The organism is Escherichia sp. MOD1-EC6098 (assembly GCF_002965865.1).
GTDB classification, from domain to species: Bacteria; Pseudomonadota; Gammaproteobacteria; order Enterobacterales; family Enterobacteriaceae; genus Escherichia; species Escherichia marmotae.
This window is the reverse complement of sequence record NZ_PTSN01000021.1, coordinates 34,637-58,150: the sequence shown is the minus strand read 5'-3', so window position 1 is coordinate 58,150 and position 23,514 is coordinate 34,637. Positions and strand designations below refer to the sequence as shown.

Below are 23,514 nucleotides of genomic sequence, written 5' to 3'. Positions count from 1 at the left end.
GCCGATATGCTGTCGGCCACACTCCTGAACCGGACTGTCTTTCACTTCCTCTCTCCACTACATTGCCTTGCTCATTCTGCATCTGATAAGGAGTCATCAGTGAATAAGGCACCCTCTTTAATTGCCGCTATTGTCCTCGGACTGGGGATCAGCGCCTGTGGTTATTTCGTTGGCGATGGAGTTAAGCATTTAAAAACTAACAACCGTTATGTGAACGTGCGGGGGCTTTCGGAAAAAGAAGTTCGCGCAGATACGGCTGAATTAACCATTGCGATTAACTTTAAGGGCAATGTTCCCGGCGAGCTTTTCCCAAAACTGGAAGACGCGCAGAAAAAAATTGTTGCCGAACTCAACGCTCAGGGGATTAGCAGCACAGAGATAAACCTGGGCCAATGGACAAGCAAGCGAACGGACTCCTTTTATCTCAAAGATGATCCAACGATGCCTCGCTATAATGCCGACGGGTCAGTGACGATAAAAACCCATAACGTTGCTGCCGTCGAAAAAGTCGTCGCTAAACTAAACGAACTGCAAGTCGCCACGGATGGTGCTATCGCTGATAGCAAAATCGCCTATCGTTTTAATGGCATTGGCGCACTTCGCGCTGAGATGATTGCCGCCGCGACAAAAGACGCACGCAACGCAGCATTACAGTTTGCGACGGATTCAGGTAGTCAGGTGGGGTCAATCAGCGATGCTTCGCAAGGGGTGTTCCAGATCTTCGCCAGTGGCAGTGATGAAGATGATCCTACGGCGATTAATAAAACGGTGCGCGTGGTAACGACCGTAACCTATGCGTTGCAGGATTAATCACTTTTCTCCGGCGGGACGCTACACCCTCTGTTCCGCCAGACTTTTCTCATATCCACAGAGTATCCAGGTGCGCTCCCTGCCCCTCACGTATATACTTTTGCTCTTTCGATATCATTCATATCAATATCATGCAAAAGAAATCAATTTACGTTGCCTACACGGGCGGAACCATCGGGATGCAGCGTTCCGAGCAGGGTTATATTCCAGTGTCAGGTCATCTGCAACGCCAGTTGGCGTTGATGCCGGAATTCCATCGCCCGGAGATGCCAGATTTCACTATTCATGAATATACGCCGCTAATGGATTCTTCCGATATGACGCCGGAAGACTGGCAGCATATCGCTGAAGACATTAAAGCGCACTATAACGAGTACGATGGTTTTGTCATTCTGCACGGCACCGATACCATGGCATATACCGCCTCTGCACTGTCGTTCATGCTGGAGAATCTTGGTAAACCGGTCATTGTGACAGGGTCACAAATCCCGTTAGCCGAGCTACGCTCTGACGGACAAATCAATCTGCTGAATGCGTTGTACGTTGCTGCTAACTACCCGATCAACGAAGTAACGCTGTTTTTTAATAACCGCCTGTATCGCGGAAACCGAACCACTAAAGCCCATGCCGATGGTTTTGATGCCTTTGCTTCCCCCAATCTTCCACCGTTACTGGAGGCAGGTATCCATATTCGTCGTTTGAATACACCACCCGCCCCGCACGGTGATGGAGAACTGATCGTTCATCCAATTACGCCACAACCGATCGGCGTGGTGACAATTTATCCGGGGATCTCTGCCGATGTTGTGCGTAATTTCCTGCGCCAACCGGTTAGGGCGTTGATTCTTCGCTCTTACGGCGTGGGTAATGCGCCGCAAAACAAAGCTTTCCTGCAAGAATTACAGGAGGCCAGCGATCGCGGTATCGTGGTGGTTAATCTGACGCAATGTATGTCCGGTAAAGTGAATATGGGGGGATATGCCACCGGTAACGCCCTCGCCCACGCCGGCGTTATTGGCGGCGCGGATATGACTGTGGAAGCCACTCTCACCAAGCTGCACTATCTACTTAGCCAGGGACTGGATACTGAAACCATTCGCAAGGCTATGAGCCAAAACCTACGCGGCGAGCTGACGCCGGATGATTAAGCAACTGTCTTGTTCGGGTTTCAGATGAGTGGCTCAGTGTATGCGCCAAACGCTTAATCACGGGCTATAAACCCCAGGAGACAACAGGCTGCATACACTGAGCCAAATCTAATCGCTGTTATATTAACCAATTTTCAAGATACAAGGAGATTGCAATGCCCCATCGCGCCCTGTTACTGGTCGATTTACAAAATGATTTCTGTGCCGGTGGCGCGCTCGCCGTGCCAGAAGGTGACAGCACTGTGGATGTCGCTAACCGCTTGATTGACTGGTGTCAGTTGCGCGGTGAACCAGTTATCGCCAGTCAGGACTGGCATCCGGCTAATCACGGCAGTTTTGCCAGCCAGCATCAGGTGGAGCCATACAGCCAGGGGACGCTCGACGGTTTGCCGCAAACATTCTGGCCTGAACACTGCGTGCAGAGCAGTGAAGGCGCGCAATTACATCCGTTACTCAATCAAAATGCGATCGCAGCAGTGTTCCATAAAGGCGAAAACCCTTTAGTTGACAGTTACAGTGCTTTTTTTGATAACGGACGTCGGCAGAAAACCGCGCTCGATGGCTGGTTACGCGACCATGAAATCAATGAATTGATCGTTATGGGGCTGGCTACTGACTATTGTGTGAAGTTTACCGTGCTGGACGCGTTGCAGTTAGGTTATAGCGTGAGCGTGATTACCGATGGCTGTCGTGGCGTAAATATTCAGCCGCAGGACAGTGCACACGCATTTATGGAGATGTCAGCGGCTGGAGCAACACTGTACACGCTGGCGGACTGGGAAGAGACGCAGGGATAATTTTGCTGGCCTACGATTCAGTACTGACGTTGTAGGCCAGATAAGACACATCAACGGCGCATCTGGCGTGCTCGTAGTTAAATCAAACAATCAACTCGTAACAGTAAAGATTATCCCTCTCTTCATAAACGTCTGATAAAGGGAACAAATCTCTTACTTAAACATGGCTATCGGCTTTGCCGAGATACCAAAATCTTCTTTCAACTGTTGTTTGCTCTTCATGACCATCTGACCGTTAGTGTCGATTGTCATATGCTGCGCATCGGTATTGTTTCGGGCCTGCCATAACATCACCAGTTGCAGGCAGTTCTCTTTTTGTTCTTCAGTCAGCGCAACACCATCTGGCCATTTTCCCAGTTCAACGGCGGTCGATAAACGCTGGTAAACCTCAGGCGTCATGCTGTTGATTATTTCATCAAGATCCATAATTTTCCCGCTCCTGTGGAATAAGTTGCTGAATCGTTTTTTCAACCGTTGATTTCTTCGCCACTTTCGTCATCAGTAAAGCGCAATGATGCCGAGTTAACACAATAACGTTCGCCTGTGGGTTGCGGGCCGTCGGGAAAGACGTGCCCCAGATGGGCATCACAGTTTCCGCAACGAATTTCTATCCGCTGCATACCATGTGACAAGTCTTTGATATAACGGATCGAATCTTCACTCACCGGCTCATAAAAACTGGGCCAGCCACAGCCTGAATCATACTTGGTTTGGGAGTGAAACAGAGGTGCATCGCAAATCAAACAGTGGTAAACACCGCCACGCTTGTTATGCAGTAAACGTCCAGTGAATGGCGGCTCCGTCCCGTGATTCTGAGTCACGTAAAACTGCATCTCGGACAAATTTTTTTTCAGTTCTTCTGCCGAAGGTTTGTTAGCCATTTGCTCACATCTCACTTTAATCACGCTCACATTACGTGACTTATTCTAACAAAACATTAACACCTACTGGCAAAATTTTGTCCTAAACTTGATCTCGACGAAATAGCTGCACCTAAATCGTGATGAAAATCACATTTTTATCATAATTGCCCTTTAAAATTCTGGGCGCCGCCCTCATGTGGTTTCAAGCCCAAAGGAAGAGTGAGGCGAGTCAGTCGTGTAATGCCAAGGCACAGGATTGATTTGTCGCAATGATTGACACGATTCCGCTTGACGCTGCGTAAGGTTTTTGTAATTTTACAGGCAACCTTTTATTCACTAACAAATAGCTGGTGGAATATATGACTATCAAAGTAGGTATCAACGGTTTTGGCCGTATCGGTCGCATTGTTTTCCGTGCTGCTCAGAAACGTTCTGACATTGAGATCGTTGCAATCAACGACCTGTTAGACGCTGATTACATGGCATACATGCTGAAATATGACTCCACTCACGGTCGTTTCGACGGCACCGTTGAAGTGAAAGACGGTCATCTGATCGTAAACGGTAAAAAAATCCGTGTTACCGCTGAACGTGATCCGGCTAACCTGAAATGGGACGAAGTTGGTGTTGACGTTGTCGCTGAAGCAACTGGTCTGTTCCTGACTGACGAAACTGCTCGTAAACACATCACCGCTGGTGCGAAAAAAGTGGTTATGACTGGTCCGTCTAAAGACAACACTCCGATGTTCGTTAAAGGCGCTAACTTCGACAAATATGCTGGCCAGGACATCGTTTCTAACGCTTCCTGCACCACCAACTGCCTGGCTCCGCTGGCTAAAGTTATCAACGATAACTTCGGCATCATCGAAGGTCTGATGACCACCGTTCACGCTACTACCGCTACTCAGAAAACCGTTGACGGCCCGTCTCACAAAGACTGGCGCGGCGGCCGTGGCGCTTCCCAGAACATCATCCCGTCCTCTACCGGTGCTGCTAAAGCTGTAGGTAAAGTACTGCCAGAACTGAATGGCAAACTGACTGGTATGGCGTTCCGTGTTCCGACTCCGAACGTATCCGTAGTTGACCTGACCGTTCGTCTGGAAAAAGCTGCAACTTACGAGCAGATCAAAGCTGCCGTTAAAGCTGCTGCTGAAGGCGAAATGAAAGGCGTTCTGGGCTACACCGAAGATGACGTAGTATCTACCGATTTCAACGGCGAAGTTTGCACTTCCGTGTTCGATGCTAAAGCGGGTATCGCTCTGAACGACAACTTCGTGAAACTGGTATCCTGGTACGACAACGAAACCGGTTACTCCAACAAAGTTCTGGATCTGATCGCTCACATCTCCAAATAAGTTGAGATGACTCTGTGATCTAAAAAGAGCGACTTCGGTCGCTCTTTTTTTTACCTGATGAAATGAAGTTAAAGGACTGCGTCATGATTAAGAAAATTTTTGCCCTTCCGGTCATCGAACAAATTTCCCCTGTCCTCTCCCGTCGTAAACTGGATGAACTGGACCTTATTGTGGTCGATCATCCCCAGGTAAAAGCCTCTTTTGCATTACAGGGCGCACACCTTCTCTCCTGGAAACCTACAGGTGAAGAAGACGTTCTGTGGTTGAGTAATAACACGCCGTTTAAAAATGGCGTCGCCATTCGCGGCGGCGTGCCGGTTTGTTGGCCGTGGTTTGGTCCGGCAGCACAGCAAGGTCTGCCTGCTCACGGTTTTGCCCGCATTCTGCCGTGGACGCTGAAATCGCACAGTGAAGATGCCGATGGCGTAGCGCTGACTTTTGAACTGACACAAAGCGACGAGACGAAAAAATACTGGCCGCACGACTTTACGCTGTTAGCGCATTTCCGCGTGGGTAAGACTTGTGAAATTGATCTTGAAGCGCACGGCGAATTTGAAACCACCTCTGCCCTGCATACCTACTTTAACGTGGGTGATATTGCTAAGGTGAGCGTCAGTGGCCTGGGCGATCGCTTCATTGATAAAGTCAATGACGCGAAAGAAGGCACTTTGACCGGGGGGATTCAGACATTCCCGGATCGTACCGATCGCGTGTATCTGAATCCGCAAGATTGTAGTGTGATTAATGACGAAGCGTTGAACCGCATTATTACCGTTGGTCACCAGCATCATCTGAACGTTGTTGGCTGGAATCCAGGTCCGGCGCTTTCAGTCAGCATGGGCGATATGCCAGATGACGGCTACAAAACCTTTGTCTGCGTAGAAACCGCTTACGCCTCTGAAGCACAAAAAACGTCCAAAGATATGCCCTCTCGTCTGGCACAATCCATCCGCGTTGCCAAACGCTAATCTGCGCTAGTTTTGTGTGCCGGATGCGATGTATCCGGCACTGCTCAGCATCACACCATATCCAGCGCAGTTTTTACTTTTGGTGCCGGATACGCTTTGTCCAGCATCGCTAATTCTTCTGGCGAAAGCACAATCTCCAGCACAGCCGCATTTTGTTGAACATGCGCGATAGTTGCCGCTTTTGGAATCGCCATCACGCCTTGATGGCTGATTACCCACGCCAGCAGAACTTGCGCCGCGCTGACATTGTGGGCATGTGCGATTTCGTTGACGACCGCGTTTTTTAGCAGTCCATTGCGCAACCGCCCAGCCTGGGCTAACGGGCTGTAAGCCATCACCGGCATCTGCTGTTGCTGGCACCAGGGGAGTAAATCGAACTCAATACCCCGTGAGCCAAGATGATAAAGCACCTGATTAGTCGCACACTGATTTCCCCCCGGCACCTGCCAGAGCTCCTGCATATCGGCATAATCAAGATTAGAAACGCCCCAGCGGCGGATTTTGCCCTGGGCGATCAATTTTTCCATCGCGGCAACAGTTTCTTCAAAAGCGAAACTGCCAGACCAGTGTAATAAATAAAGATCGAGATAATCGGTATTAAGACGGCGTAAGCTGGCTTCGCAGGCATTAATCGCTTTTTGTCCGCCAGCATTCCACGGATAGACCTTAGAGACGAGAAAGGCCTTATCACGCAGGCCAGTTAATGCTTCACCAACTACCTTTTCAGCACCACCGTCCGCATACATTTCGGCGGTATCAATGAGGGTTAAACCGAGTTCAATGCCCGCGCGCAGTGCAGCGACTTCTGTTTTGCGCTGACTGACATCTTCGCCCATAAACCATGTTCCCTGCCCTATGGCTGGCACTGAGTCCCCATCACTAAACTGAATCATTTTTTGTTGCATTGTTTCCTCCCAGGTTACGCACCACCGTAATGCAAAACAGGGCGTGACGCCCTGTTTTTATGCACAAAATGCCCTGGAAAGATGCACTATCAGAATTTGTAGGTGATCCCGGTCGAAATCAGACCTGTCCAGGACTTATCAACCATCGGGCTATCGGTAACTTCATCGGACAGACGGGTGTAGCGCGCAGTACCGTAAATGCTCCAGTCGCCCATGAAGTTGTAGTTGGCGCTCAGTTCCAGATACGGACTCCAGCTATCATTCGGGTTATAGCCACGCAGACCGCTGCGCGCAGACTCTTTACGCGATACGCCATAATAGTATTCGTTATGGTTTTCGCTGTTCCACTGCACACCGATACCCGGGGTCAGAGTCAGACCACCGTTAGTGTAACGGTACAACCAGGCCGTATCCCAGACGATACCGTTGCTGTTATCCAGTGTGTCGGCTGCCAGAGAGGTACGCAGATAACCGTACTGGGTAAAGTGAGCGTAGGATAGACCGGCCATCATAGTGCTCTTACGATCATCCAGGTGGCGCATCTGGTGGTTGCCACTGTCTTTAGCTTTGAAGTAGAGCGGCGACCAGTAAGCGGTAATCGAAAGTTTATCCGTTGCATCGTTCCACAGGTAGTAACCACCACCTAAGCCACGGAACCAGAAGTTATCGCCTTCATAGTTGATTACCGGTACTGGGTAAACATCGGTATCGTAATCTTTATAAGGGTGTTCAACGACACCTACGCCTGCGCCCAGGGAAAATTTACCTTCAGCGTGTGCTACGCCTGCAGACGTTGCGATAAGCACTCCAAGTGCCAGAAGTTTGAGTTTGGTCACAATTAATCATTCCTTAAACAAATGTTTAGCGGGCGACAAAGTTTACCCGTCAATACATCGAAACCCAACCTTTTTACATTTTCATTTCTAAAGGTAACTGTTTAATTTTCCTGACGCTGGTGACATCAGGCTTACACCTGAATGAATTTTGCATTACCGACGGCAATATTCTTTACATTAGTTATGCAATTTTTATGGGTGAGTTGTTGATATGCCATTGAAATCCAGAAAGCCGTGCAGGCAAGTTTTCCATTTGCCATCTACGCTTAATTTTGAAGGTGTATCACCGGGCACGTTCTTCTCGCAGTCGGTAAGATGGCATGAGAGTTGCTGTGTTTTAGCAAGAGACGTCGTTCAGTTTACCTCTTCCGGGAGCCTCTACTATTCATATGAACGGCTCTTAACCTGTGCTAAAAAACGAAAGGACGGCATACCATGAATATATTCGATCACTATCGCCAGCGATATGAAGCTGCCAAGGACGAAGAGTTCACACTGCAGGAGTTTCTTACCACTTGTCGGCAAGATCGCAGTGCTTATGCCAACGCGGCTGAGCGGCTACTGATGGCTATTGGTGAGCCTGTCATGGTCGATACAGCCCAGGAACCCAGACTTTCTCGACTCTTCTCGAACCGGGTCATCGCACGTTATCCGGCGTTTGAAGAGTTTTACGGCATGGAAGACGCGATTGAACAGATTGTCTCTTATCTGAAACACGCGGCTCAGGGGCTGGAAGAGAAGAAACAAATTCTGTATCTGCTGGGGCCTGTGGGTGGGGGGAAATCGTCGCTTGCGGAGCGACTGAAATCATTAATGCAACTCGTGCCTATTTATGTATTGAGCGCCAATGGTGAGCGCAGCCCGGTCAACGATCATCCGTTCTGTCTGTTCAATCCACAGGAAGATGCGCAGATCCTCGAAAAAGAGTACGGCATTCCGCGCCGCTACCTCGGCACTATCATGTCGCCGTGGGCCGCGAAGCGCCTGCATGAATTTGGTGGCGATATCACTAAATTTCGGGTTGTGAAGGTCTGGCCGTCGATTCTACAACAAATTGCCATCGCTAAAACGGAGCCCGGCGATGAGAACAACCAGGATATCTCAGCGCTGGTAGGGAAAGTCGATATTCGTAAGCTCGAACACTACGCGCAGAACGATCCAGACGCCTATGGTTATTCCGGTGCGCTGTGTCGCGCCAACCAGGGGATCATGGAATTTGTCGAGATGTTTAAAGCACCGATTAAAGTGCTGCATCCTCTGTTGACCGCCACCCAGGAAGGCAACTACAACGGGACGGAAGGTATCTCCGCCCTGCCGTTCAACGGGATTATTCTCGCCCACTCGAACGAATCCGAATGGGTCACTTTCCGTAACAATAAAAACAACGAGGCCTTCCTCGACCGTGTCTATATCGTGAAGGTGCCGTACTGCTTGCGCATTTCCGAAGAGATTAAAATCTACGAGAAATTACTTAATCATAGTGAACTGACTCACGCACCATGCGCACCTGGCACGCTGGAAACTCTGTCACGTTTTTCCATTCTTTCGCGTCTGAAAGAGCCAGAAAACTCCAGCATTTATTCAAAGATGCGCGTTTATGATGGCGAAAGTCTGAAAGATACCGATCCGAAAGCCAAATCGTATCAGGAGTATCGGGATTACGCGGGCGTCGATGAAGGGATGAACGGTCTGTCCACACGTTTTGCATTTAAGATCCTCTCTCGCGTGTTCAACTTCGATCACGTGGAAGTGGCAGCTAACCCGGTCCATCTGTTCTACGTTCTTGAACAGCAGATTGAGCGCGAGCAGTTCCCGCAAGAGCAGGCAGAACGCTATCTGGAGTTCCTGAAAGGTTATCTGATCCCAAAATATGCCGAGTTTATCGGCAAAGAGATCCAGACGGCTTATCTGGAGTCTTATTCCGAATATGGACAGAACATTTTCGATCGTTATGTCACCTATGCGGATTTCTGGATCCAGGATCAGGAGTATCGCGACCCGGATACCGGTCAGTTGTTTGATCGCGAGTCGCTGAACGCCGAGCTGGAGAAAATCGAAAAACCAGCGGGGATCAGCAATCCGAAAGATTTCCGTAACGAGATTGTCAACTTCGTGCTGCGCGCCAGAGCAAATAACAGCGGGCGCAATCCGAACTGGACCAGTTATGAAAAACTGCGCACGGTTATTGAGAAAAAAATGTTTTCCAATACCGAAGAATTACTGCCAGTCATTTCGTTTAACGCTAAAACCTCAACCGACGAGCAGAAGAAACACGACGATTTTGTCGACCGTATGATGGAGAAAGGCTACACCCGTAAACAGGTGCGTTTACTGTGCGAATGGTATTTGCGCGTACGTAAATCCTCTTAACAACCATGGCCCGGAGCACATGCTCATGGGCCTACAACGACAGCGAACCGTAGGCCGGATAAGCGAAGCGTGTCCGGCAATACAGGTGCAGCATACAGTTGGCAAATGCAGTACGGGGGGCATATGACCTGGTTTATTGACCGGCGTCTGAACGGCAAAAACAAAAGCATGGTGAATCGCCAGCGTTTTTTACGCCGTTATAAAGCGCAAATTAAACAGTCGATCTCCGAGGCCATTAATAAGCGTTCGGTGACTGACGTCGACAGCGGCGAGTCCGTCTCCATTCCAACGGAAGATATTAGCGAACCGATGTTTCATCAGGGGCGTGGCGGCCTGCGCCATCGCGTTCACCCGGGTAACGACCATTTCATCCAGAACGATCGCATTGAACGTCCCCAGGGCGGCAGCGGCGGTTCCGGTAGTGGTCAGGGCCAGGCTAGTCAGGACGGTGAAGGTCAGGATGAATTTGTCTTCCAGATTTCGAAAGACGAATATCTCGACCTGCTGTTTGAAGATTTAGCCTTACCGAATTTAAAACAGAACCAGCAACGCCAATTGACCGAGTTTAAAACGCATCGGGCGGGTTATACCGCTAACGGCGTTCCGGCCAATATCAGCGTGGTGCGTTCATTGCAAAACTCACTGGCGAGACGTACCGCGATGACCGCAGGTAAACGGCGGGAACTTCATGCTCTGGAAGAAGATTTGGCAATCATCAGCAACAGTGAACCTGCGCAATTGCTGGAAGAGGAACGGCTACGCAAAGAGATTGCCGAATTACGCGCCAAAATTGAACGCGTTCCGTTCATCGACACCTTCGATTTACGTTATAAGAACTACGAAAAACGACCCGATCCCTCCAGTCAGGCGGTAATGTTTTGTCTGATGGACGTTTCTGGTTCAATGGATCAATCCACCAAAGATATGGCCAAACGTTTTTATATTTTGCTGTATCTGTTCCTGAGCAGAACTTACAAGAACGTGGAGGTCGTTTACATCCGCCACCATACCCAGGCGAAAGAAGTCGATGAACATGAGTTTTTCTACTCGCAGGAAACGGGTGGCACCATTGTTTCCAGCGCTCTGAAACTGATGGATGAGGTGGTGAAAGAGCGTTATAACCCGGCACAATGGAATATTTATGCCGCGCAGGCGTCGGACGGTGATAACTGGGCCGATGACTCTCCGCTTTGCCATGAAATTCTGGCGAAAAAATTGTTGCCCGTTGTTCGTTATTACAGCTATATCGAAATTACCCGTCGCGCTCATCAGACATTGTGGCGGGAATATGAGCATCTGCAATCTACATTCGAAAACTTTGCGATGCAGCATATCCGCGATCAGGATGATATTTATCCGGTGTTCCGCGAACTATTTCATAAACAAAATGCAACTACTAAAGACTAAAACCATCAGCCAGGTCATTATTCCCTGGCTGATTTTTAGTTAATTGTAAATACAGTTATTTATTATCTACATTAGCTTACAAACAACTTAAATATAACAGCGTAACCTTTACAGAACTTAGTTTCATGAAACAATCATTCGGAAAAATGATTCTGTTAGCACGCTTTTCTCAATGCTATACTTTAATTCTTTTTTACTGATAATGATAATTGATCCCGGTCAAAACTCCATTTCTCTGCAATCAATAAAATCGACTACTCAGATTGCTCTCCTTTTTTATGGTTCCCATGGGTACACAAAAATTAAAAGCACACAGCTTTTTTTATTTTCAGCTTACTATTGACATTAATTTTATTTTGCATTACCACCTTATATAATGAAAACGCCAATATAAAGCTCATCCCTCAGATGAACTACCTGATGGTCGTTGTGGCTTTATTTTTCCTTAACGCCGTCATTTTCCTTTTCATGTTAATGAAGTATTTTACTAATCGAGATATTTTCCCAACCCTAATTTTAAGTCTTGCTTTTTTAAGTGGCCTTGTCTATTTAACTGAAACGATCGTTATTATTCACAAGCCTATCAGCGATAGTACGCTGATCCAGACGAAATCGAATGACGTTTCCATTTTCTATCTTTTTCGCCAACTAAGTTTTATTAGCTTAGCATCGCTGGCTCTTTTCTGTTATGACCGAAACAGCATTCTGACAAACAACAAGAAAAAAACCTGCATCCTGTTGCTGGCACTAATACCTTTTATGTTGTTTCCATTACTGGCGCACAACCTGAGCAGTTATAATCCTGACTATGCCTTATATGTCGTAGATTACTGCCCGAATAATAATACTGCGAGTTGGGGTATTAACTACACCAAGATTCTGGTTTGTCTGTGGGCATGTTTACTATTTTTTATTATCACACGGACAGGTTTAGCGAGCGAACTTTGGCCGTCAATCGCGTTATTATGTCTGGCCTCACTCTGTTGTAACTTGTTGCTACTGACTCTGGATGAATATAATTACACCATCTGGTATATCAGCCGCGGTATTGAGGTTTCCAGTAAACTGTTTGTGGTTTCTTTCCTGATTTATAACATTTTTCAGGAACTACAACTTGCCAGTAAACTGGCGGTTTATGATGTACTGACCAATATTTATAACCGCCGTCACTTTTTCAACAGTGTAGAGTCATTACTCTCTCGCCCTGTTGTGAAGGATTTTTGTATCATGCTGGTAGATATTAACCAGTTCAAACGCATAAATGCTCAGTGGGGTCATCATGTGGGCGATAAAGTTCTGGTTTCAATTGTCGATATTATCCAGCAAAGTATCCGCCCCGATGACATCTTCGCGCGTCTGGAAGGTGAAGAGTTCGGTTTACTATTTACCGAATTGAATGCTGCCCAGGCAAAAATTATCGCCGATCGGGTGCGTAAAAATGTCGAACTACTGACCGGTTTTAGTAATAGATATAATGTCCCTGAACAAATGACCATCAGCATTGGCTGTGTTTTTTCCACTGGCGACACGCGTAATATCTCGCTTGTCATGACGGAAGCTGATAAAGCGTTACGAGAAGCGAAAAATGATGGTGGCAACAAAGTGATTATTCATTATATTTGAGTGCAAAATTATTCACAGCCATGCGTTTTGCGTGGCTTTGGCATACAATTTATTATCAATACCCCTAAATTTCCCCTCCCCAGCGGCGCAGAGATGAGTATAATTAGCGCCCCTGTACCAGGCCGCAATCGAACTTTATCTGGTTTTCTCGTTTCACTAACCGAAGGAGTGCCATTTATCATGAAATTGCACCATAGAATGCTCCGGCATTTTATCGCCGCAAGTGTCATTGTGCTGACATCTTCCTTCCTTATTTTTGAACTTGTCGCCAGCGACAGGGCAATGAGTGCTTATTTGCGCTATATCGTCCAGAAAGCAGATTCCTCCTTTCTCTACGACAAGTATCAAAATCAGAGTATCGCCGCACATGTGATGCGCGCGCTTGCTGCGAAACAGTCTGAGGTGTCGCCAGAACAGCGACGTGCCATCTGTGAAGCTTTTGAATCTGCCAACAATACCCATGGCTTAAACCTGACAGCCCATACTTACGCGGGTTTACACGGAACATTGCAGACTGCATCCACTGACTGCGACACGATTGTGGAAGCTGCGGCGCTCTTACCGGCATTTGATCAGGCAGTTGAAGGCAACCGCCATCAGGATGATTATGGTTCCGGTCTTGGCATGGCCGAAGAGAAATTTCACTATTATCTCGATCTCAATGACCGCTATGTCTATTTTTATGAGCCAGTCAATGTTGAATACTTCGCGATGAATAACTGGTCCTTCCTGCAATCAGGAAGCATTGGCATTGATCGTAAAGATATTGAAAAAGTGTTTACCGGACGTACTGTGTTATCGAGCATTTACCAGGATCAGCGTACTAAACAGAACGTGATGAGTTTGCTGACACCGGTTTATGTTGCAAGGCAGTTAAAAGGTATTGTACTGCTGGATATTAATAAGAATAATCTACGAAATATCTTTTACACTCATGATCGCCCTCTCCTCTGGCGTTTTCTTAATGTCACGCTAACCGATACAGATTCGGGACGGGACATTATTATCAACCAGAGCGAAGATAACCTGTTTCAGTATGTCAGTTACGTCCACGACTTACCTGGCGGTATTCGCGTTTCGTTATCCATTGATATTCTTTACTTTATCACGTCTTCGTGGAAAAGCGTTCTGTTCTGGATTTTGACAGCGTTAATTTTGCTGAATATGGTCCGGATGCACTTCCGCTTGTACCAGAACGTGACGCGCGAAAATATCAGTGATGCGATGACCGGACTGTATAATCGCAAAATATTAACGCCTGAACTGGAGCAGCGTTTGCAGAAACTGGTGCAATCCGGTTCTTCTGTCATGTTTATTGCAATTGACATGGACAAGTTAAAGCAAATTAATGACACCCTTGGTCATCAGGAGGGCGATTTAGCGATTACATTATTAGCCCAGGCGATTAAGCAGTCGATTCGTAAAAGCGATTATGCCATCCGTCTCGGTGGCGATGAATTTTGCATCATTCTGGTCGATTCTACGCCGCAAATTGCCGCGCAACTGCCTGAACGTATCGAAAAACGCCTGCAACATATCGCGCCGAAGAAAGAGATCGGCTTCTCTTCCGGTATTTATGCGATGAAAGAAAACGATACGTTACATGATGCGTATAAAGCTTCTGATGAACGTTTATATGTCAATAAGCAGAACAAAAACAGCCGTTCATGATAATCTTCTGTGGTTATTTGGTTATAATTCCAGGAGCGTGAAATGACTGAAATGACTAAAGGAAGCGTGACGCATCAGCGGTTAATCGCTTTATTATCACAAGAAGGTGCTAACTACCGCATCGTTACCCACGAAGCGGTAGGTAAATGCGAAGCGGTGTCAGAAATTCGTGGCACCGCTTTGGGTCAGGGAGCTAAAGCACTGGTGTGTAAAGTCAAAGGTAATGGCGTAAATCAGCATGTTCTGGCGATCCTCGCAGCCGATCAACAGGCTGATCTTAGTAAACTCGCCAGTCACATCGGTGGGCTACGCGCTTCGCTGGCCAGCCCGGCGGAAGTCGATGAACTGACAGGCTGTGTCTTTGGCGCTATCCCCCCCTTCAGCTTCCACCCAAAACTCAAACTGGTTGCCGACCCACTACTCTTTGAGCGATTCGATGAGATTGCCTTCAACGCAGGCATGCTGGATAAATCTGTAATTCTGAACACCGCAGATTACTTGCGCATTGCGCAACCAGAACTGGTCAAATTCCGCCGTACTGCGTAACTAGCTGGTCCGTTCAATAAGCAGAACGGACAGTACTAACACAACTGCAATGGCAAAAAACGATGACGTGATAATCAGTGTCTCAACGAGCATTTGATCGTTCATGGTTTTCCCCCAGAAGATACCTGTTTTCACGTTATTGTTAGCGTGTACAAGTGGCAATTTGATGACAATTTGCCTGATTTTTATGCATAACACGTAATTTTTTTCTGCTTCCTTTCAGCAGCAGGCGTAAAGTAGGCGGGTTATTATTTTTTGGCAAGGAAACCACGATGTTTGATGTCACTTTGTTGATCCTGCTCGGCTTAGCTGCGCTGGGCTTTATCAGCCACAACACCACTGTCGCCGTTTCAATTCTGGTGTTGATCATTGTCCGCGTCACACCGTTAAGCACCTTTTTTCCGTGGATCGAAAAACAGGGACTGAGTATCGGGATAATCATTCTGACCATTGGCGTAATGGCCCCTATTGCCAGCGGAACACTGCCCCCCTCGACACTGATTCACTCGTTTCTGAACTGGAAATCGCTGGTAGCGATTGCCGTGGGAGTGATTGTCTCCTGGCTTGGCGGACGCGGCGTGACGTTAATGGGCAGCCAGCCGCAACTGGTCGCCGGGCTGCTGGTAGGCACAATTTTAGGTGTGGCACTGTTTCGCGGTGTACCGGTCGGCCCGCTTATTGCCGCGGGACTGGTCTCTCTGATCATCGGGAAACAGTAGACTGTTTTCGAACTCAGAACTGGCACAACAAAAAACCAACAGCCACAAAGTGCTATAGTGACGTGGTAAATCATGCGTGAAAGGGAGAACAAACACGATGAATATTCAGTGTAAACGCGTTTATGATCCGGCTGAACAGAGCGATGGTTATCGCGTACTGGTCGACCGCCTCTGGCCGCGTGGTATCAAAAAAACTGATTTAGCACTTGATGAGTGGGATAAAGAGATCACACCATCAACAGAGTTGCGCAAAGCCTTTCACGGAGAAGTGGTCGATTTTAAAACCTTTCGCGAACAATATCTTGCTGAACTGGCGCAACACGAGTCGGAAGGGAAACGGCTGGCGGAAATCGCTCAAAAACAGCCGCTGACCCTGCTCTACTCGGCAAAAAATACCACGCAAAACCATGCACTGGTACTGGCCGACTGGCTACGCAGCTTGTGATTTTAGCATGGCATCCGGCTGTTATTTTTCACCAGCCGGATGATCCCGCCGCCATAACGCCCATTCATCAATCGTTTCACCACCCGGCAATTTGCAATTGTTACTGACCCCTTGCGGTGTCTGCACCGGAATGAGCGTACCGCCTTTCTGCTGACAGTAGACCGAAGCCGGATTCGCCATGCCAACCTGCGGCGGTTTTGGCGCATCCGGCTGAGAAGTAGTTGAACACCCTGCCAGAATTAGCAGGCAAGGCAGAGCAAAACTGAGAATTTTCATATATTGATCCCGCACATTTATCTACGCCTTAGAATATCGCGGTATCGTTTTGTTTTGCAGCACTATTTCTTTTACATTCACTTAAAATATATTACGGCTAGTTTCATCTTCGTTGATGATGTTTTATCATGCCTGTAAAGATTAAATAATCAGCATTTTACCCGCAGCATCCTGGAGTTCTTTCGTGTCAGATCAGATCATTGCCCGCGTCTCGCAGTCACTCGCCTCAGAACATTCTCTCGAAAGTCTGGTTCGGCAGCTTCTGGAGATGCTGGAAATGGTCACCGACATGGAGTCGACTTATCTGACAAAAGTGGATATTGACGCGCGCCTGCAACATATTCTGTTCGCCCGTAATAGCCAGAAAATGCACATTCCGGAGAATTTTACTGTCTCGTGGGATTACTCGTTGTGCAAACGCGCCATTGATGAAAACTGTTTTTTCAGCGATGAAGTTCCCGATCGTTGGGGTGACTGCATCGCAGCCCGCAATCTCGGCATCACGACATTCCTGAGCAAGCCGGTTCACTTACCGGATGGTTCATTCTATGGCACGCTTTGCGCCGCCAGCAGCGAGAAGCGTCCGTGGAGTGAGCGCGCAGAGCAGGTTTTACAGTTATTCGCCGGGCTGATTGCACAATATATTCAAAAAGAGGCGCTGGTTGAGCAATTACGTGAAGCCAATGCCGCTTTGATTGCGCAGTCGTATACTGACTCTTTAACTGGGCTACCTAATCGGCGGGCGATTTTTGATAACCTGAAGACGCTGTTTTCTCTTGCCCGGCATCTGAAGCGTAAAGCCATGATTGCCTTTATCGACCTGGATAACTTCAAACTAATCAATGACCGTTTTGGCCACAATAGCGGCGATCTGTTTCTTATTCAGGTTGGTGAGCGCCTCAATAAGCTGCATCAAAATGGCGAGATTATTGGTCGTCTCGGCGGCGATGAATTTTTAGTCGTATCTCTGGTTAATGAAAACGCGGATATCCCATCACTGCGTGAGCGTATTCAACAGCAAATACGTGGAGAATATCACTTGGGCGATATTGAGCTGTTTTATCCTGGTGCCAGTCTTGGCATAGTTGAAGTGGATCCTGAAACAACCGACGCAGACAGTGCCCTGCACGCTGCCGATATCGCGATGTATCAGGAGAAAAAACACAAAGAGAAAACACCTTTTATCGCGCATTCTGACAGGCATTCCTGAGGCATATTCACATCCTTTTCTTTGGTGGTAACATGCGAATCGGTATTATCTTTCCCGTCGTAATCTTTATTACGGCAGTCGTATTTTTAGCGTGGTTTTTTATTGGCGGCTATGCGGCCCCAGGGGCATGAAGATGAAAAAAACAACGATTATCATGATGGGCGTGGCGATTATTGTCGTTCTTGGCACCGAGCTGGGATGGTGGTAACACTACGTCGGTAAAAATAGCAAAGGCTGCCTGTCGGCAGCCTTTGTGTTTTTCAGCATTAACTTTTGACTTTTCTGTAGATAAACAACACGACAAGCGCACCAATCACGGCAACAACAAAACTACCAAAGTTAAAGCCATCGACTTTGCCAAAACCAAACAGTGTACTGATCCATCCACCAACTACGGCACCGATAATTCCCAGCAGGATGGTCATAAAGAATCCACCACCATCTTTACCAGGCATGATCCACTTCGCCAGAATACCGGCAATAAGTCCAAAAATAATCCATGACAGAATGCCCATTGTTTCCTCACTTATCTGTTTTGCATTAGCGGGTTAGTCGCTGATAAAAAGCATAGCACAACATAAGAGAAGCAAGAATTGTGATGTGTGTCACAGAGGATTTTTTTGCGATGGCGCTGAATTAGCGCCATCTGACATTAGCAATTATTACCAACCACAAACATCATGTTCGTTTTCCGTGTCATATGAACGCACGGTATTGACGAGATCTTTTATTACTTCAGCCGCCACTTCTGGCACCAGCAAGGTCATCGGCGTCTCTGTTTCGTAATCGACAGAAACACCATTACTGTTATTGGTGACGGTTACGGTATACGTTGCTTTGCCCATGATTCATTTCCCGCTATGAATGACTTTCCGTTGTTTTGCACCTTCCATCAGGACTTCAGGAGCAACGAAGAAGTCAATGTTGAAATAAGTATCGTCAGTCATGGCTTCAATATTGTGCCACTTTTCTGGCGGGAACACCGCGAATTGACCTGCTTCGATGAGGATCACCTGATCAGGTTCTGCGCTGTGTTCATCGGCGTAGCCGAGATATTTGACCGCCCCATGCATAACGGACAGGCGTGGATAAACACCCGGACGCGTTCCTTTATCAAGATGACGTTCGAATATTCCGGCAGGCGCAGTTTGTTTATTCCAGAAAGGTGTTGAGCGCGTATGAATGTAGTTCTGTGGGATTTGCAGCATCCTTTTCCCTCCTTCAGTAAATATGCTGAAAACCATTTATTTCAGCCGTTTCAGAGTACGCCTGATAATTTGCATTTTAAATACCATTTATTGGTTACTTTTTAGCATCATCAAACGGTGAATACAGATGCATTTCAGGAGGGAAGCCCGCAGCATCGCGGGCTGAAAGCATTAAGACTGCAGCGTCGCCAGTCGTGCGGCAAAACCAACAAACATCAGACCAATCAGCGAGTTGCCCACTTTGGCTAGTTTCTTCTTGGTGCGAATGTATTGCGTGACAAATGCACCTGAAATAATCAGGAAGCTCAAATAACAGAAGCTTACCAATTCCAGTGTTGTCGCCAAAATAAAGAATGAAATCCCAGTATGTGGCGCATTGACATCAATAAACTGTACGAAAAACGACACATAGAACAAAATGGCTTTCGGATTAGTCAGACTCAAAATTAATGCGCGCTTGAAGATGGCACCATATTGTGGCTCATCTGATTTAGCCTCGTTATTTTTACCTTTCAGGGTGGCGTAAAGAATTTTACCCCCCAGATAGAGCAAATAAAACGCGCCAAGATAACGTACGATATTGAATAATATCGGTGTGGTCTTAATTAAGGTTGCGACACCAGCCCACGCCAGAAACATCAATACCGCGTCACCGATAAATACACCACAGGCCGCAAGATAACCACCTTTCACTCCACTGCTGACGCTATTTTTAAGCACAAACAGGGTATTCGGCCCTGGCACCAACACGATAAAAATGGCACCAACCAGATAGGTCCAGTAATTCAGAACCCCATATTCTGCGAACACATTAACCTCTTTAATTCTCTTTGGATCATGCGCGATTAAAGGTGAATATGCTAACCAATCCGCAACGGCTTAGAAAGGAGAAAATCAGGTTTTAACCTGACAATAACTGGACAATTGAATTGTTATTCATGCCTGGCCCAGTGAAAAATTCGGATAGTGTTGGGAAAAATACTGGCGTAAAAACTCTACCGTTATCCGCACCTTCGCTGACATCGCCAGCCTTGATACATATACCGCCCAGACATTCGCTGGCTGGTAATATTCCGGTAGCACTTGCGCTAAATGACCACTGGCAATATTTTCACTGACATCCCACCAGGAACGCAGCGCAATCCCCTGGCCATCGAGGCACCACTGATGCACAATTTCCCCATGGTTAGACAACATCGGCCCGGTAACTTTAATCGTATGCTGCCCTTCTTTATTGCGCAATTGCCAGACACCAAACCTGGAAGCGATTGAAGATGTGATTACTCACGGGCCAAAAACACCGGATATGAAAGGCAGCCACCACGCCACAATTTACTGACGCTATTTGCAAAATTATTTTGCGTTAAGGTCAAACCAGTTTATTTGAACCGACTGGTGTTGGATTTGTAGTTTATCCGAAGCCGGATGCAGCGCATAACGCACCTTGTCCGGCTTACGCACGTTTTATTGCGGATATTCCTGCAATAAATTGTGTAATGCTTCCGCCATCAGCGCACCACGCCAGCCGGAAATCAGCTCTGGCAAATTATTCTGTGGTTTTAATTTCCAGTGCCAGTTCAGCAATTGGTTGATTTGCCGACGCGATGCCAGCAATTCGACGCTGATCTTGTGCGTTTCACTCACGTCAGTAATCAGCGACTTAATCGCTTTAAACGCTTTGCGATAACCGGGCATATCCATCAGGTTAAGCATCGGCTGCGGCAAGGCCTCTTCTGGCAATGCCTGCGCTTTCTCTACCAGCGCCAGCAACGTCTTACCGTGGAAGCGGATTTCGCTACCGGATAAGCCCAGGCTATCCAGCTCGCCCAGACTGCCCGGCATATAACGCGCTACCGACCACAAATGCTCTTCACGCACGACAAAGTTCACCGCCAGATCGCGCTCCCGAGCCTTACGCAGCCGCCAGTCGGCTAGCAGTTGCAGACAGGCGAGTTGGCGCGTGCGTAATTGCCAGGCATTGGTGATATCACGCCATGCGTCTTCTGGCGCAACGATCTCCTGACGACGCGTTTGCATCAGGCGGCATTCATCCAGTGCCGCAGGTAGCCAACCAGAGGCTTCCGTTTCAACCATCAGCTTTGCGGCGATCGGTAACAGATACCAGACGTCCGCCGCCGCGTATTCGCATTGACGCTCGGTTAGCGGTCTGGCCAGCCAGTCGGTGCGCGATTCGCTCTTGTCGAGCGTAACGCCGGAATACTCTTCCACCATAGAGGCAAAGCCCCATGACATCGGGCGTCCACAGAATGCGGCGAGGATTTGCGTGTCAATCAGAGGTTGTGGTAACTCACCAAAGACATTGAGGAACACTTCCAGATCTTCACTGCCCGCATGGAGAAATTTGGTGATGGAAGGATCGCGCAGGATCGCTTTCAGCGGTGACCAGTCGGTGATCCCGAGTGGATCGATTAGCGCCAGATGTTCGCCATCAAAAAGTTGAATCAACCCAAGTTGCGGGTAATAGGTGCGCGTACGTACAAATTCAGTATCCAGGGCTATCGCCGGAAAGGCACGGACGGCTTCACACAAAGAAGCCAGCGCATCGTCCGTGGTAATCATTTGGTAATTCAAATTGTATTCTCTTTAGTGGGCGTCAAAAAAAACGCCGGATTAACCGGCGTCTGACGACTGACTTAACGCTCAGGCTTTATTGTCCACTTTGCCGCGCGCTTCGTCACGTAATTCTCGTCGCAAAATTTTTCCGACGTTAGATTTCGGTAACTCATCACGAAACTCCACCAGCTTCGGTACTTTATAGCCTGTGAGCTGACGGCGGCAAAAAGTCACCAGTGATTCTTCCGTGAGTGACGAGTCTTTTTTCACCACGAAGATTTTCACCGCTTCACCGCTGGAACCGGAAGGTACGCCAACAGCCGCCACTTCCTGTACACCTGGGTGCTGCATGACCACATCTTCAATCTCATTGGGGTAGACGTTAAAGCCAGAAACCAGAATCATGTCTTTTTTACGATCGACAATGCGCAGGAATCCTTCTTCATCCATCACCGCGATGTCGCCGGTGTGTAACCAGCCATTTTTGATGATTTCATCGGTAGCGTCCGGACGCTGCCAGTAGCCCAGCATTACCTGCGGCCCTTTGACACAAAGCTCACCCGGTTGACCCGGCGGTACTTCGTTATCGTCGTCATCAACCAACTTGGCTTCGGTCGACGGCACCGGCAAACCAATGCTACCGCTATGATAATCAATATCATACGGGTTAACGCTGACCAGCGGTGCACACTCGGTCAGGCCATAACCTTCCAGCAGATATTGTCCGGTCAGTTTCACCCAGCGTTCTGCCACCACTTGCTGAACAGGCATCCCACCACCAGCGGAAAGATGCAGACTGGAGAAATCCAGTTGCTGGAATTCTTTATTGTTCAGCAACGCGTTGAACAACGTGTTAACACCGGTGATCGCGGTAAACGGATATTTCGCCAGCTCTTTCACCAGCCCCGGAATATCACGTGGGTTAGTAATAAGCAGATTCTGCCCGCCCAGTTCGATAAACAGCAGGCAGTTAATGGTCAATGCGAAAATGTGATACAGCGGCAATGCCGTCACCACCAGCTCTTTACCCGGATACAACAGCGGCCCGTAGGTCGCGTTAACCTGTTCCAGATTTGCCAGCATATTGCGGTGAGTCAGCATTGCGCCTTTCGCCACGCCAGTGGTGCCGCCGGTGTATTGCAGGAAGGCTAAATCTTCCGGCACCAGTTCAGGTTTTACGTACTGCATCCGGTAACCATTATGCAGAGCGCTACGAAATGAAATGGCATCTGGCAGATGATATTTCGGCACCAGACGCTTGATGTATTTAACAACGAAGTTAACCAGCGTCCCTTTCGCCGTAGAAAGCTGATCGCCCATACGTGTCAGAATCACGTGCTGGACAGCGGTTTTATCAACCACTTTTTCCAGGGTATGGGCAAAGTTGGACACGATGACAATCGCAGATGCGCCGCTGTCGTTGAGCTGATGCTCAAGCTCGCGCGGGGTATATAACGGATTGACGTTTACGACGATCATCCCGGCGCGCAAAATGCCGAACAGCGCCACCGGATATTGCAATAAGTTAGGCATCATCAGCGCAACGCGATCGCCCTTCTTCAGCCCCAGCCCTTGTTGTAAATACGCGGCGAACGCACGACTGCGCTCTTCCAGTTTGCGGAAGGTCATCACCTCCCCCATATTCACAAACGCGGGCTTGTCGGCATAGCGCGCAACCGATTGCTCAAACATATCTACCAGAGATTGATAACGGTCAGGGTTGATCTCCGTCGGAACATCCGCGGGATAACGGTTAAGCCAAACCTTCTTCAATTCTTCACCT

Annotated in this window: 26 protein-coding genes and 3 pseudogenes; 16 read left to right on the top strand and 13 right to left on the bottom strand. The window is 48.0% G+C overall.

Annotation, left to right across the window (positions count from 1 at the left end):
- Window positions 1-99: 99 nt before the first annotated feature.
- The 3 genes from C0K55_RS20200 to pncA all read left to right on the top strand — a co-directional run bounded on the left by C0K55_RS20200 (window position 100) and on the right by pncA (window position 2,755).
- Window positions 100-810: an SIMPL domain-containing protein gene (locus tag C0K55_RS20200; protein ID WP_001030440.1), complete on the top strand. Its 711-nt coding sequence runs from the start codon at window positions 100-102 to the stop codon at window positions 808-810.
- 131 nt (window positions 811-941) lie between these two features.
- A complete protein-coding gene (gene ansA, locus C0K55_RS20195) occupies window positions 942-1,958 on the top strand; it encodes an asparaginase (protein WP_001516285.1) in 1,017 nt (338 codons plus the stop codon).
- Between the two features lie 155 nt (window positions 1,959-2,113).
- On the top strand, window positions 2,114-2,755 hold the full coding sequence (gene pncA / locus C0K55_RS20190; RefSeq protein WP_001120524.1) for a bifunctional nicotinamidase/pyrazinamidase: 642 nt from the start codon (window positions 2,114-2,116) through the stop codon (window positions 2,753-2,755).
- Window positions 2,756-2,908: 153 nt separating this feature from the next.
- On the opposite strand, the gene C0K55_RS20185 is transcribed toward pncA, so the two are convergent.
- A complete protein-coding gene (locus C0K55_RS20185; protein ID WP_010376102.1) occupies window positions 2,909-3,181 on the bottom strand; it encodes a YeaC family protein in 273 nt (90 codons plus the stop codon).
- A gap of 41 nt (window positions 3,182-3,222) precedes the next feature.
- The gene (gene msrB / locus C0K55_RS20180) at window positions 3,223-3,636 is read right to left on the bottom strand and encodes a peptide-methionine (R)-S-oxide reductase MsrB (protein ID WP_105266209.1); all 414 of its coding nucleotides are present in this window, start codon (window positions 3,634-3,636) and stop codon (window positions 3,223-3,225) included.
- A gap of 341 nt (window positions 3,637-3,977) precedes the next feature.
- Between msrB and gapA the strand changes: the two genes are divergently transcribed.
- Both gapA and C0K55_RS20170 read left to right on the top strand, forming a co-directional pair.
- Window positions 3,978-4,973: a glyceraldehyde-3-phosphate dehydrogenase gene (gapA, locus tag C0K55_RS20175; protein WP_000153502.1), complete on the top strand. Its 996-nt coding sequence runs from the start codon at window positions 3,978-3,980 to the stop codon at window positions 4,971-4,973.
- Between the two features lie 83 nt (window positions 4,974-5,056).
- Window positions 5,057-5,941 (top strand): D-hexose-6-phosphate mutarotase, encoded by an 885-nt coding sequence (locus C0K55_RS20170; protein ID WP_016248642.1) that lies wholly within the window; start codon window positions 5,057-5,059, stop codon window positions 5,939-5,941.
- Between the two features lie 50 nt (window positions 5,942-5,991).
- Here the strand turns inward: C0K55_RS20170 and yeaE are convergent, their stop codons facing one another.
- The gene (gene yeaE / locus C0K55_RS20165; RefSeq protein WP_001186329.1) at window positions 5,992-6,846 is read right to left on the bottom strand and encodes a methylglyoxal reductase YeaE; all 855 of its coding nucleotides are present in this window, start codon (window positions 6,844-6,846) and stop codon (window positions 5,992-5,994) included.
- An 89-nt stretch (window positions 6,847-6,935) separates the two neighbouring features.
- Window positions 6,936-7,682, bottom strand: coding sequence for a scaffolding protein MipA (gene mipA / locus C0K55_RS20160; protein ID WP_000163778.1), 747 nt, complete (start codon window positions 7,680-7,682; stop codon window positions 6,936-6,938).
- Between the two features lie 435 nt (window positions 7,683-8,117).
- On the opposite strand from mipA, the gene yeaG reads away from it, so the two are divergent.
- From yeaG to yeaK, 5 genes and pseudogenes are all read left to right on the top strand, one after another.
- The gene (gene yeaG, locus C0K55_RS20155; protein ID WP_001019882.1) at window positions 8,118-10,052 is read left to right on the top strand and encodes a protein kinase YeaG; all 1,935 of its coding nucleotides are present in this window, start codon (window positions 8,118-8,120) and stop codon (window positions 10,050-10,052) included.
- 123 nt (window positions 10,053-10,175) lie between these two features.
- Entirely contained in the window at window positions 10,176-11,459 is a 1,284-nt protein-coding gene (locus C0K55_RS20150) for a YeaH/YhbH family protein (RefSeq protein WP_000219671.1), read from the top strand.
- 172 nt (window positions 11,460-11,631) lie between these two features.
- Window positions 11,632-13,082 (top strand): annotated as a pseudogene (locus C0K55_RS20145) (sensor domain-containing diguanylate cyclase).
- Between the two features lie 180 nt (window positions 13,083-13,262).
- On the top strand, window positions 13,263-14,753 hold the full coding sequence (gene dgcJ, locus C0K55_RS20140; RefSeq protein ID WP_001516279.1) for a diguanylate cyclase DgcJ: 1,491 nt from the start codon (window positions 13,263-13,265) through the stop codon (window positions 14,751-14,753).
- A gap of 42 nt (window positions 14,754-14,795) precedes the next feature.
- Window positions 14,796-15,299 (top strand): mischarged aminoacyl-tRNA deacylase, encoded by a 504-nt coding sequence (gene yeaK, locus C0K55_RS20135; RefSeq protein WP_105266210.1) that lies wholly within the window; start codon window positions 14,796-14,798, stop codon window positions 15,297-15,299.
- Here the strand turns inward: yeaK and yoaI are convergent, their stop codons facing one another.
- Entirely contained in the window at window positions 15,300-15,404 is a 105-nt protein-coding gene (yoaI, locus tag C0K55_RS20130) for a small membrane protein YoaI (RefSeq protein WP_050558860.1), read from the bottom strand.
- A 167-nt stretch (window positions 15,405-15,571) separates the two neighbouring features.
- Here yoaI and C0K55_RS20120 point away from each other — a divergent pair, with 167 nt between their 5' ends.
- Together C0K55_RS20120 and C0K55_RS20115 are read left to right on the top strand one after the other, a co-directional pair.
- Entirely contained in the window at window positions 15,572-16,018 is a 447-nt protein-coding gene (locus C0K55_RS20120; RefSeq protein ID WP_001516278.1) for a DUF441 domain-containing protein, read from the top strand.
- 97 nt (window positions 16,019-16,115) lie between these two features.
- Complete coding sequence (locus C0K55_RS20115; RefSeq protein WP_001516277.1) at window positions 16,116-16,463, top strand: DUF488 domain-containing protein; 348 nt, start codon at window positions 16,116-16,118, stop codon at window positions 16,461-16,463.
- A 21-nt stretch (window positions 16,464-16,484) separates the two neighbouring features.
- Here the strand turns inward: C0K55_RS20115 and C0K55_RS20110 are convergent, their stop codons facing one another.
- A complete protein-coding gene (locus tag C0K55_RS20110) occupies window positions 16,485-16,739 on the bottom strand; it encodes a putative hemolysin (protein ID WP_001516276.1) in 255 nt (84 codons plus the stop codon).
- 184 nt (window positions 16,740-16,923) lie between these two features.
- On the opposite strand from C0K55_RS20110, the gene C0K55_RS20105 reads away from it, so the two are divergent.
- From C0K55_RS20105 to yoaJ, 3 genes are read left to right on the top strand one after another with little or no spacing between them, the layout of a single operon-like run.
- Complete coding sequence (locus C0K55_RS20105) at window positions 16,924-17,949, top strand: sensor domain-containing diguanylate cyclase (protein WP_105266211.1); 1,026 nt, start codon at window positions 16,924-16,926, stop codon at window positions 17,947-17,949.
- A 32-nt stretch (window positions 17,950-17,981) separates the two neighbouring features.
- Window positions 17,982-18,080: a YoaK family small membrane protein gene (locus tag C0K55_RS20100; protein WP_001219350.1), complete on the top strand. Its 99-nt coding sequence runs from the start codon at window positions 17,982-17,984 to the stop codon at window positions 18,078-18,080.
- A 2-nt stretch (window positions 18,081-18,082) separates the two neighbouring features.
- Entirely contained in the window at window positions 18,083-18,157 is a 75-nt protein-coding gene (yoaJ, locus tag C0K55_RS20095; protein WP_001386836.1) for a protein YoaJ, read from the top strand.
- 58 nt (window positions 18,158-18,215) lie between these two features.
- Here yoaJ and C0K55_RS20090 read toward each other — a convergent pair whose 3' ends face one another.
- From C0K55_RS20090 to C0K55_RS20070, 5 genes and pseudogenes are all read right to left on the bottom strand, one after another.
- A complete protein-coding gene (locus C0K55_RS20090) occupies window positions 18,216-18,464 on the bottom strand; it encodes a GlsB/YeaQ/YmgE family stress response membrane protein (RefSeq protein ID WP_000512152.1) in 249 nt (82 codons plus the stop codon).
- Between the two features lie 147 nt (window positions 18,465-18,611).
- Window positions 18,612-18,794 carry a DUF1869 domain-containing protein gene (locus C0K55_RS20085; RefSeq protein ID WP_000513737.1) on the bottom strand — a complete coding sequence of 61 codons (183 nt, stop codon included), beginning with the start codon at window positions 18,792-18,794 and terminating at the stop codon, window positions 18,612-18,614.
- Between the two features lie 3 nt (window positions 18,795-18,797).
- Window positions 18,798-19,157 (bottom strand): DUF1971 domain-containing protein YeaR, encoded by a 360-nt coding sequence (yeaR, locus tag C0K55_RS20080; RefSeq protein ID WP_000939314.1) that lies wholly within the window; start codon window positions 19,155-19,157, stop codon window positions 18,798-18,800.
- Between the two features lie 171 nt (window positions 19,158-19,328).
- The gene (gene leuE / locus C0K55_RS20075) at window positions 19,329-19,967 is read right to left on the bottom strand and encodes a leucine efflux protein LeuE (protein ID WP_000457213.1); all 639 of its coding nucleotides are present in this window, start codon (window positions 19,965-19,967) and stop codon (window positions 19,329-19,331) included.
- Window positions 19,968-20,093: 126 nt separating this feature from the next.
- Window positions 20,094-20,414 (bottom strand): annotated as a pseudogene (locus C0K55_RS20070) (LysR substrate-binding domain-containing protein); the annotation flags it as partial.
- A 1-nt stretch (window position 20,415) separates the two neighbouring features.
- Between C0K55_RS20070 and C0K55_RS20065 the strand changes: the two are divergent.
- A pseudogene (locus C0K55_RS20065) lies at window positions 20,416-20,524 on the top strand (tartrate dehydrogenase); the annotation flags it as partial.
- A 97-nt stretch (window positions 20,525-20,621) separates the two neighbouring features.
- Here C0K55_RS20065 and rnd read toward each other — a convergent pair.
- Both rnd and fadD read right to left on the bottom strand, forming a co-directional pair.
- A complete protein-coding gene (gene rnd, locus C0K55_RS20060) occupies window positions 20,622-21,737 on the bottom strand; it encodes a ribonuclease D (protein ID WP_001516274.1) in 1,116 nt (371 codons plus the stop codon).
- A gap of 81 nt (window positions 21,738-21,818) precedes the next feature.
- Window positions 21,819-23,504 carry a long-chain-fatty-acid--CoA ligase FadD gene (gene fadD / locus C0K55_RS20055; protein WP_010376141.1) on the bottom strand — a complete coding sequence of 562 codons (1,686 nt, stop codon included), beginning with the start codon at window positions 23,502-23,504 and terminating at the stop codon, window positions 21,819-21,821.
- Between the last annotated feature and the right edge of the window lie 10 nt (window positions 23,505-23,514).

Coding starts and splice junctions, on each gene's coding strand:
- ansA (WP_001516285.1), top strand. CDS start 942: ATGCAAAAGAAATCAATTTACGTTGCCTACACGGGCGGAACCATCGGG.
- pncA (WP_001120524.1), top strand. CDS start 2,114: ATGCCCCATCGCGCCCTGTTACTGGTCGATTTACAAAATGATTTCTGT.
- C0K55_RS20185 (WP_010376102.1), bottom strand. CDS start 3,181: ATGGATCTTGATGAAATAATCAACAGCATGACGCCTGAGGTTTACCAG.
- msrB (WP_105266209.1), bottom strand. CDS start 3,636: ATGGCTAACAAACCTTCGGCAGAAGAACTGAAAAAAAATTTGTCCGAG.
- gapA (WP_000153502.1), top strand. CDS start 3,978: ATGACTATCAAAGTAGGTATCAACGGTTTTGGCCGTATCGGTCGCATT.
- C0K55_RS20170 (WP_016248642.1), top strand. CDS start 5,057: ATGATTAAGAAAATTTTTGCCCTTCCGGTCATCGAACAAATTTCCCCT.
- yeaE (WP_001186329.1), bottom strand. CDS start 6,846: ATGCAACAAAAAATGATTCAGTTTAGTGATGGGGACTCAGTGCCAGCC.
- yeaG (WP_001019882.1), top strand. CDS start 8,118: ATGAATATATTCGATCACTATCGCCAGCGATATGAAGCTGCCAAGGAC.
- C0K55_RS20150 (WP_000219671.1), top strand. CDS start 10,176: ATGACCTGGTTTATTGACCGGCGTCTGAACGGCAAAAACAAAAGCATG.
- dgcJ (WP_001516279.1), top strand. CDS start 13,263: ATGAAATTGCACCATAGAATGCTCCGGCATTTTATCGCCGCAAGTGTC.
- yeaK (WP_105266210.1), top strand. CDS start 14,796: ATGACTGAAATGACTAAAGGAAGCGTGACGCATCAGCGGTTAATCGCT.
- yoaI (WP_050558860.1), bottom strand. CDS start 15,404: ATGAACGATCAAATGCTCGTTGAGACACTGATTATCACGTCATCGTTT.
- C0K55_RS20120 (WP_001516278.1), top strand. CDS start 15,572: ATGTTTGATGTCACTTTGTTGATCCTGCTCGGCTTAGCTGCGCTGGGC.
- C0K55_RS20115 (WP_001516277.1), top strand. CDS start 16,116: ATGAATATTCAGTGTAAACGCGTTTATGATCCGGCTGAACAGAGCGAT.
- C0K55_RS20110 (WP_001516276.1), bottom strand. CDS start 16,739: ATGAAAATTCTCAGTTTTGCTCTGCCTTGCCTGCTAATTCTGGCAGGG.
- C0K55_RS20100 (WP_001219350.1), top strand. CDS start 17,982: ATGCGAATCGGTATTATCTTTCCCGTCGTAATCTTTATTACGGCAGTC.
- C0K55_RS20090 (WP_000512152.1), bottom strand. CDS start 18,464: ATGGGCATTCTGTCATGGATTATTTTTGGACTTATTGCCGGTATTCTG.
- C0K55_RS20085 (WP_000513737.1), bottom strand. CDS start 18,794: ATGGGCAAAGCAACGTATACCGTAACCGTCACCAATAACAGTAATGGT.
- yeaR (WP_000939314.1), bottom strand. CDS start 19,157: ATGCTGCAAATCCCACAGAACTACATTCATACGCGCTCAACACCTTTC.
- rnd (WP_001516274.1), bottom strand. CDS start 21,737: ATGATTACCACGGACGATGCGCTGGCTTCTTTGTGTGAAGCCGTCCGT.